This is a genomic window from Salinicola sp. V024, from assembly GCF_052645315.1.
The window spans coordinates 115845-128992 of record NZ_JBQXYB010000011.1 but is presented as its reverse complement, the minus strand read 5'-3'; the positions used below and the strand labels follow the sequence as shown (position 1 = coordinate 128992).

The 13148-nt window shown below is 58.1% G+C and carries 11 protein-coding genes; 6 read left to right on the top strand and 5 right to left on the bottom strand.

Features of this window, described 5'->3' with window-relative positions:
- The coding region (locus ACUN9V_RS15500) for a cation transporter (protein WP_445512051.1) at nt 1-556 on the bottom strand (556 nt) is incomplete at its 3' end.
- A 220-nt stretch (nt 557-776) separates the two neighbouring features.
- On the opposite strand from ACUN9V_RS15500, the gene lnt reads away from it, so the two are divergent.
- Nucleotides 777-2237 carry an apolipoprotein N-acyltransferase gene (gene lnt, locus ACUN9V_RS15495; protein WP_445512050.1) on the top strand — a complete coding sequence of 487 codons (1461 nt, stop codon included), beginning with the start codon at nt 777-779 and terminating at the stop codon, nt 2235-2237.
- A gap of 140 nt (nt 2238-2377) precedes the next feature.
- Nucleotides 2378-4084 (top strand): peptidoglycan DD-metalloendopeptidase family protein, encoded by a 1707-nt coding sequence (locus tag ACUN9V_RS15490; protein ID WP_445512049.1) that lies wholly within the window; start codon nt 2378-2380, stop codon nt 4082-4084.
- A gap of 166 nt (nt 4085-4250) precedes the next feature.
- On the opposite strand, the gene ACUN9V_RS15485 is transcribed toward ACUN9V_RS15490, so the two are convergent.
- The 4 genes from ACUN9V_RS15485 to gorA all read right to left on the bottom strand — a co-directional run bounded on the left by ACUN9V_RS15485 (nt 4251) and on the right by gorA (nt 8437).
- Nucleotides 4251-4646 (bottom strand): ectoine synthase, encoded by a 396-nt coding sequence (locus ACUN9V_RS15485; protein WP_445512048.1) that lies wholly within the window; start codon nt 4644-4646, stop codon nt 4251-4253.
- Between the two features lie 83 nt (nt 4647-4729).
- Nucleotides 4730-5995 (bottom strand): diaminobutyrate--2-oxoglutarate transaminase, encoded by a 1266-nt coding sequence (ectB, locus tag ACUN9V_RS15480; RefSeq protein WP_445512047.1) that lies wholly within the window; start codon nt 5993-5995, stop codon nt 4730-4732.
- 120 nt (nt 5996-6115) lie between these two features.
- Nucleotides 6116-6700 carry a diaminobutyrate acetyltransferase gene (gene ectA / locus ACUN9V_RS15475; protein ID WP_445512046.1) on the bottom strand — a complete coding sequence of 195 codons (585 nt, stop codon included), beginning with the start codon at nt 6698-6700 and terminating at the stop codon, nt 6116-6118.
- 363 nt (nt 6701-7063) lie between these two features.
- The gene (gorA, locus tag ACUN9V_RS15470) at nt 7064-8437 is read right to left on the bottom strand and encodes a glutathione-disulfide reductase (protein WP_445512045.1); all 1374 of its coding nucleotides are present in this window, start codon (nt 8435-8437) and stop codon (nt 7064-7066) included.
- 268 nt (nt 8438-8705) lie between these two features.
- Here gorA and can point away from each other — a divergent pair, with 268 nt between their 5' ends.
- The 4 genes from can (at nt 8706) to ACUN9V_RS15450 (ending at nt 13140) form a co-directional block, all read left to right on the top strand.
- Nucleotides 8706-9350: a carbonate dehydratase gene (gene can, locus ACUN9V_RS15465; RefSeq protein WP_075562283.1), complete on the top strand. Its 645-nt coding sequence runs from the start codon at nt 8706-8708 to the stop codon at nt 9348-9350.
- Between the two features lie 159 nt (nt 9351-9509).
- A complete protein-coding gene (locus ACUN9V_RS15460) occupies nt 9510-11153 on the top strand; it encodes an ABC transporter substrate-binding protein (protein WP_445512044.1) in 1644 nt (547 codons plus the stop codon).
- Nucleotides 11150-12196, top strand: a complete 1047-nt coding sequence (locus tag ACUN9V_RS15455) for an ABC transporter permease (RefSeq protein ID WP_445512043.1) — start codon at nt 11150-11152, stop codon at nt 12194-12196. Before ACUN9V_RS15460 ends, ACUN9V_RS15455 begins: the two co-directional genes overlap by 4 nt.
- Nucleotides 12193-13140, top strand: coding sequence for an ABC transporter permease (locus ACUN9V_RS15450; protein ID WP_445512042.1), 948 nt, complete (start codon nt 12193-12195; stop codon nt 13138-13140). Before ACUN9V_RS15455 ends, ACUN9V_RS15450 begins: the two co-directional genes overlap by 4 nt.
- Nucleotides 13141-13148: the final 8 nt, after the last annotated feature.

The following is a 13148-nucleotide window of genomic DNA, read 5'->3' as shown; positions in this document are numbered from 1 at the left end:
CGTCGAGCTTCAGCGTGAGCGTCTCGTTCATGACCGACACTTTGACGTCGGAGACTCCCGGCAGGTTCTCCACACCGCCACGAATTTTCGCCGCGCAACTGGCGCAGTCCATGCCGCCGACCTTCCAACTGAGCGTGCCCTCGGTATCGGCCTCTTCGGCTGTCGCCATCGTCACGTCGCGGTCATGGTCATGGTCATGGTCATGGTCATGGTCATGGTCATGTCCGTGACAGTGGTCGTGAGCGTGAGCGTGGCTACCGTCACAGCCGCCGTGTGAATGGCTCTCGTCCGGATCACTATCCTGTCCAGCGGCAGCGGGCTTGAACTGGACGCCATAGCCAAGCCGCTTGACGGTCTTCTCGACTTGCTCCATCGAGGTTTGTCGCGTGTCCAGCCCAAGCCTCAGCGTCTCCTTCATCACCGAAACCTGAACGTCGGAAACGCCTTTCAGGCGTTCCACCGCACCACGGATCTTGCCGGCGCAGCTTGGACAGTCCATGCCTTGAACGGTCCACTGGTATGTGTTATCGGATACTTCGGAATTTGTAGCTGGCATGAAAAGTTACCTAGTTCAATTTCTCTGCTCAAACTCTAAACCTTCTAGTGGCTATAGAGTCAAGCCGCATCGTCTTACTGGTAGTGAAGCATGCGAGGCGGGTAGAAAACGACTTGCGAACGACTGCGACGGCCAATAGAAGCATGACTTTTGAGAATGGCCATAATGTTTTTCCGAGGCGTTTTTGATAAAAGTGGCCCGTCACGTTAAGGAGCAACCCATGCGATTTTCCTGTCGCCCCTGGATGGGGTGCGTGTTAGCGGTCTTCGCAGGGGCTCTAACGACGCTAACCTTCTCTCCCTTCGAGCTTTGGTGGCTGGGGCCGGTCGCCGTCGGCCTCATTTACTCAGGCCTGGATGACCTGACACCGGGTCAGGCAGCCCTGCGAGGCTGGTGTTATGGCATCGCGCTGTTCGCCACGGGAACCTCATGGGTCTACGTGTCGATCCATGAGTACGGTTACACGGGGGTGCCGCTATCGGTTTTCCTTACAGCCCTGTTTGCCGCCACCTTGGCGCTGTTCTATGCCATTCCCTTCTGGTTCTATCGGCGCTTTACTGGCTCGCGGCTAGCCTTTCTCTCCTTCGCCGGCGCGTGGGTGTTGATTGAAGTGCTACGGACATACCTTTTCACCGGTTTCCCTTGGCTATTGCTGGGGAGCGCGCACGTCGATTCTCCTTTAGCACCATTGGCCCCGATTGGCGGGGTGCTGCTGTTGACATTGGTTACCGCCCTGACGGGCACGCTGGGGGTGGAGTTCCTGCGTCGACGCTGGTGGGCAGGGGGCACGATCGCCGCTCTATGGCTGTTCCCCCTGATGCTTCCTACTCAGTGGACCATACCCAGCAAGGAGCCCGTACAAGTGAGCCTGTTACAGGGCAATCTACCCCAGCTAAGCAAATGGACAAACGAGGGGCAGCGTAACGCAGTCAGCAGCTATGCCCGATTGACCCGCAACATTGCTGAAGACATAGATCTGGTTATCTGGCCGGAAACGGCGATCCCCATGTATCAGCGTCAAGCCGAGCCGATGTTGGAGCGGGTTAAGGCTACTTTGCCATCAGGAGCCGAACTGCTCACCGGTATCGTGCAGCGCGACGACTCGGGCCGCTATTACAATGCTGTAGTCGGCGCCGGCGAGGTTACGGATGTGTACCGCAAGTCGCATCTGGTACCGTTCGGTGAATACATCCCGATGGAAAAACAGCTACGTGGCATTATCGCTTTCTTTGATCTGCCGATGTCAGACTTCACGGCAGGCAATTCCGAACAAGGCCCGATCCGAGCCGCTGGACTGCGCATCGGCACGGCGATCTGTTACGAAATTATTTTCCCGGATTTAGTGGCACAACGCGCCGATAACGCTGAGGTGTTGCTCACGGTGTCCAACGACACCTGGTTCGGTGACTCCATCGGGCCGCTTCAGCATCTGCAAATGGCCCGGCTACGCGCCCTTGAAAATGGTCGCTATGTTATGCGGGCAACGAACAATGGGGTGACGGCCATCATCGACCCGCAAGGTCGCATTATCGATCGCGCGACTCAATTCAGGATGACCACCCTCAACGGAGAAATCCGGGCCATGCGGGGACAAACGCCATTCACACGCACCGGAAGCTGGCCAACCTGGCTATTGTCAGCAGCGCTGGTTATATCCGGGGTACGCAGGCGAAATAGCTAAAAGACACCGTTATCGACAGATTAGGCAAGCCACTACAAAATGTCATTATGCGCATAGGCTTGCCCTGTAGGGTAGGCACATCGTGTTGTTTGGGGTAAAGTACCGCCATTTCACTTCACTTGGTCTATTTATAAGCTCTCATGCTAAGAATCCTTCGCTTCCTGCCTCGCAGCCGAAAATTACTGATTTTACCTATAGCTACGCTAGTCACGTTACTAGGAGCGCAGGAAATCTTCTCTGTGTTAAAAGCTTCTAATGGAGATGATGCGTCCCTTAACGAGGCTAGTTCGCCAAGCATTGAGTTATCTACTAGTTTCCAAGCTCAAGCTGACACCATGACAGCTGTTAAAGTCAGCACCAACTACAAATATACGGGCCCCGCTCAGGCTTCCACCGGACTTACCAAGCCCACGGCAGGCTCGCCACAAAGCCCCCTATTGGTAACAGACGAAGTTGAAACTACTCGCGTTTCTGAAACAACTGTCCAAGACAGCGTTGTTCGTGCGGCTACACCATTAAGCCCCAGCGTTCCTACAACCAAGCCGGAAAGTACTAAAGACGCTAGCAAACTGAATAGCCAGGCGCTGCACATGGCGATTCGACTTACCGACTCGGCAACAGAAACCAACGATCGCGAAGTTGGCGGGACTTCCGATGAAGGTTTATCTGTCGACCTAATACATAACGATGAAAAAGTAGACCTGGAAGAAGAACTGGTAGCCAACGAAAGATTCGTCCCATCTTGGGAAACTTATACCATTCAATCCGGCGATACTTTCGCGGACATGGCCGAACGCATTCTGGGACTAGGCTATGATGAAGTTATGCAGCTTCTCGAAGAAATCCCGGACGAAAGGACATTCACTCGCTGGCGTGTCGGTGATAACTTTGACTTTAAAATTAACGAATCTGGTGAATTATTGGCACTGCGAATCATGGAGGACGCACATTCCGGCCTCCTGATTGAACGCGACCACGACAGCAAGAGCTTTGAGGTTACTCGTCTTGAAAAAACGGCTCAGAAAACGGAGCGATTGTTTTCAGGAACCGTCAATGGTAGTTTTGCTCAGTCAGCCAGCGCCACTGGCTTATCTTACTCAGAAGTGTCTGATCTGAGCGATCTACTTTCGAAAAAGATAAATTTTCGCCGTGCTGCCCGGCGAGGAGATCAATTCCGAGTTTTGGTAGAAACCGATATGATTGAGGGTCAGGCTACTGATTCGCGCATCCTTGCTGCTCACTACAAAGGCAATAAAAGAGACCTAGCTATCGTTAGGAATCCTGCTGATGACAATTTTTATACCTCTGAAGGCTACAGCCTCTCCCCGGCATTTAACCGGAAGCCGTTTAAAGGCGACTACAGGATAAGCTCGCCTTTTAACTTGCGGCGAAAGCACCCAATCACTGGCCGAGTTAGTCCGCATCGAGGCACTGACTTTGCAGTAACCACTGGCACTTCGATTCAATCTCCAGCAAATGGACGTGTTGTCAAATCGGCCTATCAAGCAAATGGCGCTGGAAACTACGTTGTGATCCGCCATGACAACGGCTACAAGACTCGCTATATGCACCTATCCAAACGCTTGGTATCTGAAGGCGAGCGCGTTTCCAGAGGCCAGAAGATTGCACTATCCGGCAATACGGGTCGTAGCACGGGACCTCATCTTCATTACGAGTTAATGGTTAACAATAATCAAGTCGACGCCATGCGCGTCAAATTGCCGGAAGGCAAGCAGCTATCTGGACAAGCATTAGCAGCCTTTCAAAAGGAGGCCAAGCAGTTCTTAGCTCAGATCGATCATGATACAGCTTCATCTATGGTTGCTAGCCGATCAAAATTACCCTAGAAAAACGAATGTTGTGGAGGATGGAGCTTTGCCCGAGTTTGCTGTGCCGGCACGCGTAGCGGCATCCTGAAAGCAACGAACCCACCAAAATCGGTGGGTTCGTCAGCGGTCTGAGACCGCTTATGCGGTCTTTTTTTGTGTCGAATGAACGCTGGCGCATTGAGGCTCAATCATCTGCCGGTGCGTAAGAGCCATCTTCTCGATGCACTTCACGACCGGTCAGCGCTGGGCTGAAGACGCAGGCTACGGTCATGCCCTTCTCCTTGCCACGCAGCCAGTGCTCGTCGTTCTTGTCGAGCAGGTACATGGTGCCGGCCTTGATGGTGTGGATCTTGCCATCGGCGATAGTTTCCACCTCACCTTCACCTTCGTAGCAGAAGACGGCTTCGATATGGTTCTTGTAGTGAATGTGGGTTTCCGTACCCGGATGAATACGCGTGATGTTGAATGAAAAGCCGCAGTTGTCCTCGGCCAACATCAAACGCGTACTGTCCCAGTTGCCGTTCTCGGCTTCGACAAAACGCTCAGTTTCCATGCATTCAGAAAGGTGACGTACGATCATCGCTACAACTCCTGGTAAGTGACGCTATCAAAGTGATCTGAAAGACGGCCTCACTGGGCCGTCTTATCGTGGCAGTGCCTGACTCAGGTGAGAGCTTCCTTGACGCTGCGTTCCAGAATGTCCAGACCTTCGAGCAGATCTTCATCGCTGATGACCAGCGGACACAAGCACTTCACGACCTGACCAGCCTGGCCGGCTGTTTCGATGATCAGCCCATTTTCGAAAGCTTTGGCGGTAATCTTGTCCGCCACGTCGCCGTCGCGTACATCGATGCCGCGCATCAGGCCACGGCCACGCTCACTCGCGGGATAACCCATCTCGGTCAAAGAGGCAGCAATCTTGGCAAAGCGCTCTTCGACGATGCGGCCTTTACGCTGAATGTCGCGCTCGAACGTGTCGTCGCTCCAGAAGTGCTTGAGCGCGGCTGTCGCCGTCACGAAAGCCATGTTGAAACCACGGAAGGTACCGTTGTATTGGCCCGGCTTCCACTTGTCCAGCTCGGGGCGCATCAGCACGTGGGCAAACGGCAGGCCATAGGCGGACAGCGATTTCGAATTGGTCACGATGTCGGGCACGATATTGGCGTGCTCGAAGCTGAAGAACTTGCCGGTACGACCACAGCCCGCCTGAATGTCGTCGACGATCAGCAGGATGTCGTGCGCGCGGCAGATGCCCTCGAGCCGCTTGAGCCAATCCAGCCCGGCGGGGTTGATACCGCCCTCGCCCTGCACCGTCTCGACGATGACACCGGCCGGCACATCGAGGCCGCCGGATTTGTCGCCCAGCAGCTTCTCGAAATAGTCGAGCGTGTCGACGCCTTCGCCGAGGTAGCCGTCGAACGGCAGGAAGCTGGCCCCCTGAGTGGGAATGCCCCCGGTGGCTTCGCGGAACTTGCGGTTACCGGTCGTCGCCAGCGCGCCCATGGTCACGCCATGGAAACCGTTGGTGAAAGTAACGATGTTGTGGCGTCCCTTGGCGACCCGGGCCAGGCGAATGGCCGCTTCGGTGGCGTTGGTGCCGGTCGGGCCGGGCAGATGAACCTTGTAGTCCAGTCCGCGCGGCTTGAAGATCAATTCTTCCAGCGCCTCGAGATAGTCCCGCTTGGCCGTCGACCACATGTCCAGGCCATGAACGATGCCATTGGAGGTAATGTACTCGACCAGCGCTTCCTGCAGCTTGGGATGGTTGTGGCCGTAGTTGAGCGTACCGGCGCCGGCGAGAAAGTCGATGTATTCGCGGCCGTCCTCGTCGGTCAGCCGGGCACCCTGGGCCTTGCCGAAGACGACCGGAAACGAGCGGGAATAGGTCCGGACTTCTGATTCCATGCGTTCGAAAATCTGGGTCTGCATACAACCTCCTCAGTGGATGGATATCGATAGTGAAGTGATTGACTTGGGACAGTCGCAGTGAATGCGTAAACGATCAGGCGGAATAGCCGAGCGAGAAAACGGCCCACGACGTTAGATCCGTCAGCCCTGGATGCGCTGCGGATCGAACGGGCCGATCCGGACGAGATTCTCCGGATCGTGTTCGCCCCCCAGCTGATCGGTAGAGAAATATTCGCGACTGATGAGTGGCGCCTGCCAACGACCGGCCAGCCGACGAAACAGACCCCAGGAGGCCTGATTGTCTGGCGTGATGGTGGTTTCCAGGTGATTCAATCCCGACAGCTCCGATCGCGTCAGCACGGCTTCTACCAGACGACGTGCCAGACCGGTACCGCGAGCCTTTTCCCCTACGGCCACCTGCCATAGAAAATAGATGTCGGGAGCTGCAGCCTTGACGTAACCCGAGACGAAGCCGACGATTTCGCCGTCTTCCGTGGTTGCGACAGCACAACTGTCACGGAACTGCGTTGCCAGTAGCAGATAGGCGTAGCCGGAATTGACATCGAGCGGTGGGCACGCCTTGACCAACTCGTAGATACCCCAGCCATCTTCCGTGGTGGGCTTGCGAATGAAGAGAGGCATATCAGGCTTGCCGACGACGGCATCGGCCACGGTAGGCCTTGCCAGATCTGCCGAGGGCGTAAATGCCGGGTTGGGGTTGGTCATCGTCATCGTCGCTATGGCGAATTTGGGATTCAGAATAACAGTGAGTCAGCCAACCTTCAAACGACAGGTTATTTAGCCGCGCATATTCAATAAATAATATTTATATGCTGACGGGCTTGCGACTGCCTCGATATCCGAAGTCTAGACGACGAGCGAAGGTCCGTGAGGAAAAGTAGTCGGGGAGATCCCGGGAAGCTATGAGGTACGGGGCTTCGATGTAGCAACGACGCCAAGAGAGTAGGCTTGTGGCGACCTGCCGCCGTTGCCGCACAACCGGCGCCTGCCGATTGACGAAATGCGATGAACCGAAGCAATAAGCCGCCCTGCCGGGCGGCCACTTTGACGTTCAGCGATCGGCAATGATCAGCGTCGCGTCACGCTGCGCATGGTGACGAACTCTTCCGCGGCGGTGGGATGAATGCCCACCGTGGCATCGAAATCGCTCTTGGTCAGCCGAGCTCGCACGGCGATCGCGATTCCCTGAATGGTCTCGCCCGCGTCGTCGCCCACCATATGAGCACCGACGACACGATCGCTTTCGTCATCGACCACCAGCTTCATCAGGCAACGCTCGTCACTGCCGGATAGCGTGTGCTTCATCGGACGGAAATCCGCGCTGTAGATGCGCACTGCCTCGAAACGCTCCCGCGCCTCTTCTTCGGATAGGCCGACGGTGCCGATGTTGGGGTGACAGAACACGGCCGTCGCGATGTTCTGATAGTCGAGCGGTGCTGGCGTTTTGCCGCTCTCGTTCTGGGTGAAGTGGTGCTGGACCAGGTGCATTGCCTCGGCGAGCGCAACCGGGGTCAATTCTGGGCCGCCGGTCACGTCACCCAGGCCGAGGATCGAGGGCACCGAGGATTCGTAGCGTTCGTTGACCTTGAGCGTACCATCGGTGTTGAGCTCGACGCCCAGCGCATCCAACCCAAGCCCTTCCAGGTGGGGCCGACGGCCGGTAGCGGCGAGTACGGCGTCCACTTCGAACTGCTCGCCGCTGGTCAACGTTACCTCGAGCCCGCTCTCTACCTTGCGAATCCGCTCGATATTGGTCTTGAAATGCAGGTCGACCCCTTTCTTGACCATTTCGTCGCGGGTGAATTCTCGCACTTCCCGATCGAACCCACGCAGGAACAGCTCCCCACGGTAGATCAGGCTCGTGTCCGCGCCGAGGCCGTTGAAGATGCTGGCGAACTCGACGGCGATGTAGCCACCGCCCAGCACCAGGAAGCGCTTGGGAAAGCTGTCGAGATCGAATACCTGGTTAGAGTTGATGGTATGTTCACTGCCCTCGAACTCGGGCGTCCAGGGCCAGCCGCCCACCGCCACCAGTATCTTCTCGGCGGTGATGCGATCGCCGTTGATCTCGACGGCGTTGGCATCGACGACCTTGGCACGACCATTGATCAGCGTGACGCCGGCGCCATCCAGCAATCGACTGTAGATACCGTTGAGGCGCTTGATCTCCTCGATCTTGTTGTCGCGCAGTGTCGCCCAGTCAAACGTCGGGGCCTGCGGAATCGTCCAGCCAAATCCCGCGCTGTCCTCGAACGCGTCATGGAAATGCGCCGCATAGGAGTACAGCTTCTTCGGTACGCAGCCTACGTTGACGCAGGTGCCGCCGAGATAGCGGTCCTCGGCAACCGCGACTCTGGCACCCGTCGCTGCGGCCGTTCGTGCGGCACGCACGCCGCCGGAACCGGCTCCTATCACGAAGAGATCGTAATCGTAATTCGCCACGGTGAAACTCCTTGAAACAAGATCTTGGGAACATAATGCCGCGATGATACCAGCCTCGGTCGTCTGTCGAAAAAGACCGTGCCTATGAGGGCGATATAAAAAAAGCTTTGGGGATAGGATGCTAGCGTTGGTGATGCCATCGGGTCCGTTGAGCCCCTCCTTCAGCACGCCTTCGCCATGCCTTCGAAAATCCCCTCGGATAGCCTAGAATCATCGCTTTGCCGGCGCGACAAGACGTCCGCCGATTCACGTATCTCAGGGTGCTGCCATGAGCGATATCAACACGCTACTCGAACAGAATCGACGCTGGGCCGACGGGGTTCAGCAGCGAGATCCGAACTTCTTCGCGCAGCTTTCTCAGCAGCAGAATCCCGACTATCTCTGGATCGGCTGCTCCGACAGCCGCGTGCCTGCCAATCAGATCGTCGATCTGCCGCCCGGCGAAGTGTTCGTTCACCGCAATGTCGCCAACCTGATCTATCACAACGACATGAACGCGCTGTCGGTCGTCCAGTTCGCCGTCGACGTGCTCAAGGTCAAGCACATCATGGTCGTCGGACACTACGGCTGTGGTGGGGTCAAAGCGGCGATCACCGGGGGAGAACACGGCATCGTCGACTACTGGCTCAACAGCATCAGCGAGCTCTACCAGCAGCATCGCCCCACCCTCGAGTCACTGCCCCTTGAAGAGCAGATCGATCGGATGTGCGAACACAACGTTCGTCTCCAGGTGGCCAACCTGTGTCGTACCAAGATCATTCAGCGCGCCTGGGAGCGCAACCAGCCATTGTCGGTGCATGGCTGGGTCTACGGCCTCACCGATGGGCGCGTCAACGATCTCGGCTGCACGGTATCGCGCGCCGACGAGATGGGCGCCATCCGGATCCAGCCGACGTTCCCCGCCGAAAGCTGATCTCCCCTTCGCGTCCCGTCCTGTCAGCGCACGCCGATCATCGGCTGACGGGACGCTCGTCATTCACGGGTTGAATGCCGCGTTGCGCGATTTCGATTGGGCCCGTCGGACATCTATCAGTAAGGTAGTGGGATAACGGGCCTGCACAGCGGACTTTCAATGCGTCTCACCCTGTTTTCATCCGGCGCCCCGGCCAGCACGCGGGTCTGCGCTCTGATCGTGAGTCTATGGTTGCCCTTGTCGTGTTCGGCGTTGGCCGGCGACAAGCCGGCCGATAATGGCGTCGTCGACGATGATCAAGACATCACGCTCAGAGTGGCTTACGACACCGCCCCGGTATCGCTGGATATCCACGAGCAGCTCTCCATTCGCATGCTCCAGCTGTCGCACCTGACTTTCGATCCGCTGGTGCGCTGGGATCGCGATCTCGAACTCGAACCTCGCCTGGCGACCGGCTGGGAACGGATCGACGACACCACGATGCGCTTTCACCTGCGTCACGGCGTGACATTTCATAGTGGTAATGCCTTCACGGCCAAGGATGTCGTATGGACGTTGCAACGTCTCAGGCGCAGCCCGGACTTCCGTGCAATATTCGAACCGATCGAACGGGCCGAAGCGATCGACGATTTCACCGTCGATCTGCATACGCGCAAGCCCTACCCGCTGCTGCTCAACCTCGCCACTTATCTGTTCCCGATGGATAGCCGGTTCTACACCGGCACCTCGGCGAACGGACGCGACAAGGCCGAAATCGTCAAGAACGGCAATTCGTTTGCCTCGAATCACCTGTCCGGGACCGGACCGTTCGAGGTCGAGGAGCGCCATCCCGGGATCAGGACCGAGTTCGAACGCTTTCCCGGCTACTGGGATACCGAGTCGCCCGGCAACGTCGATCATCTGGTGATGACGCCGATTGCCGAGAATGCCACCCGGGTCGCTGCGCTGCGCGCCGGCGATGTCGATTTCATCTCGCCGGTGCCTTTCAATGCCATGCAGCGGCTTCGCCATGCCGACGGGATCCAACTAGTCTCCATGCCCGGCACCCGTATCACCATGCTGCAGCTCAACGAACGGCGGGTTCCGGCTTTCCGGGATAGTCGGGTACGTCGCGCGTTCACTTACGCCGTCGATCAGACGGCCATCGCCGAGCGCCTGCTGAAAGGCTTCGCGACGCCGGCGGCACAGATGTCGCCCGAGGGCTATGCGGGTCATGTGGCGACGCTGCAACCGCGTTACGATCTTGGCAAGGCGCGTGAACTGATGCGTGAAGCCGGCTACGCCAAGGGCTTTACGGTCACCCTGATGGCGCCCAACAACCGTTACGTGAATGACGCCCAGACGGCGCAGGTCGCGCTGGCGGTGGCTGCCATGCTGGCCAAGATCAACGTCACCGTCGAATTCGAGACGTTGCCCAAGAACCAGTACTGGGCCGAATACGACAAGCGCGCCGCGGACATGATGATGATGGGCTGGTACTCGGATACCGGCGATTCGGCCAATTTCTTCGAGTACCTCACGTTCTGCACCGATCCTGAGACCGGCGCCGGCCACTACAACGCCAGCGAGTACTGCAATCCGGCGATCGATGCGCTGGTCGAACGGGCGAACCTCACCATGCAGCCGGAGGCTCGCGCGCGCCTGCTGAAGCAGGCCGAGCAGTCGATTCACGATGACGCCCCTTTCATCCCCCTGTACTGGCAGAATCTTGCCTGGGCGGCGTCGGATCGCGTCGATATCGCGCCGGTGCTGAACGTGATCAACATGCCCTATCTGGGCGACGTGGTCGTTCACCCCCGATGATCATGTTTCTAATTCGACGACTGTGCCAGGCGATCATGGTGATGTTCGTCATCAGCGTGATCGGCTTCACCCTTCAGAGTGGCCTGGGCGATCCGGTGCGCCAGCTGCTGGGGCAGGCCGCGACGGACGCCGATATCATGGCGCTGCGTCAGTCGCTGGGACTGAACGACCCGCTATGGCTGCAGTATCTGCACTTCGCGGGTAACGCCCTGCGCCTGGATTTCGGCAACTCTTACTTCTTTCACGAGCCGGCGCTCGAGGTGATCGCACGCTATCTGCCGGCGACCCTCGAGCTGATCGCGACCAGCGCGGTGATCACGTTGCTGCTGGCGGCACCGATGGGCGTCTACTGCGCGATTCGCCCGCGCAGCTGGCTATCGAGGACGCTGATGGGTCTCTCGGTGGTGGGCATTTCGGTACCCGTTTTCCTGACGGCCATGGTGCTGATCCAGCTCTTTTCGATCGGTGTTCACGTGACGTTATTTCCCGAGGGGACCGGCTGGGGCAGCTGGCTCAATCATACGCTCTCCACCCAAGGCGGAATGCCCGCCTACGGACGGGGCAGCCCGGTACACGTCTGGGGCGTCTGGAGCACCAATTTTGCCTCGTGGCGAGGCTGGCTCTATCTACTGCTCCCTGCCCTGTCGCTGGCTTTCGTCATGCTGCCGCTGTTCGTGCGTCTGATCCGCGCCGAAATGCTGGAGGTGCTGGAGTCCGACTATGTGAGATATGCCCGGGCGCGAGGCCTCCGGCCGTCACGCATCTACTTTCTTCACGCGCTGAAAAACACGCTGCTACCGGTGATCACCTTGGGCGGCGTTCAGATCGGCACGCTGGCGGCCTACACCCTGCTGACGGAAACCGTCTTTCAATGGCCTGGCGCCGGGCTGATGTTTCTCGACGCGATCGAACGCGCCGATATGCCGCTGATCGTCGCCTACCTGATGGTAATCGGCGCCATCTTCGTGGTCATCAATACCCTCGTCGATCTACTCTATCGCGTGTTGAATCCGCGCATCACGATTAGCGGGAGACCGGCATGAAGCAGGATCGAATCGGGATTGCGGCGCGTTGGCGCCGCTTTGGCGACTCCTACTTCGTCTATCGGTTGCGCCGCGACCGCCTGGCCCAGCTCTGTCTGGCGCTGTTCGTGCTGATGATGGCAAGCATCCTGGCAGCGCCCTGGATCGCCCCGAGCAATCCCTACGACCTGGCCCAGATCGATCTGCTCGACTCCGAATTGCCGCCGTTCTGGCTCGCGGGGAGCGAGCCCGGCTTTCCGCTGGGGACCGACGCCCAGGGCCGGGATCTGCTGTCGACCATTCTCTATGGTGCTCGGGTATCGATCGCGATCGGTCTGGGCGCGGTGATGCTCCAGGCGATACTGGGCACGGCGTTGGGGCTGCTTGCCGGCTATCGCGGTGGTGTCATCGACACCCTGCTGATGCGTCTGGCCGATATCCAGCTGTCGTTTTCGACGCTGATGATGGCGATCATTATCGGGGCGGTCGTCAAGACGGCGTTTGGCGGCGCGTTCTACGGCGACTACGGCGTGGTGATACTGATTTTGGTCATCGGTTTGAGCGAATGGCCCCAGTACGCGCGTACCGTCAGGGCCAAGGTGCTGGTTGAAAAGCACAAGGATTACGTCGATGCCGCCCGCGTGCTGGGTTATTCGGGGCGTCGCATCATGTTGCGACACATTCTGCCCAATACCCTGACGCCGATTCTGGTGATCTCCACGGTGCAGATCGCCAATGCCATCATGGCCGAAGCGGCGCTCTCGTTTCTGGGCCTGGGCATGCCGGAAACCCAGCCGTCGCTCGGCTCGCTGATCAAGTCCGGGTTCGACTACCTGCAGTCCGGATCCTGGTGGATCACGCTGCTGCCTGGGTTGTTCCTGGTGGTATTCGTGCTGGTCGTCAATCTGCTGGGAGACTGGCTGCGCGATACGCTCAATCCGCGCCTGCCTGAAGGACCACTATGAGGGCCAAT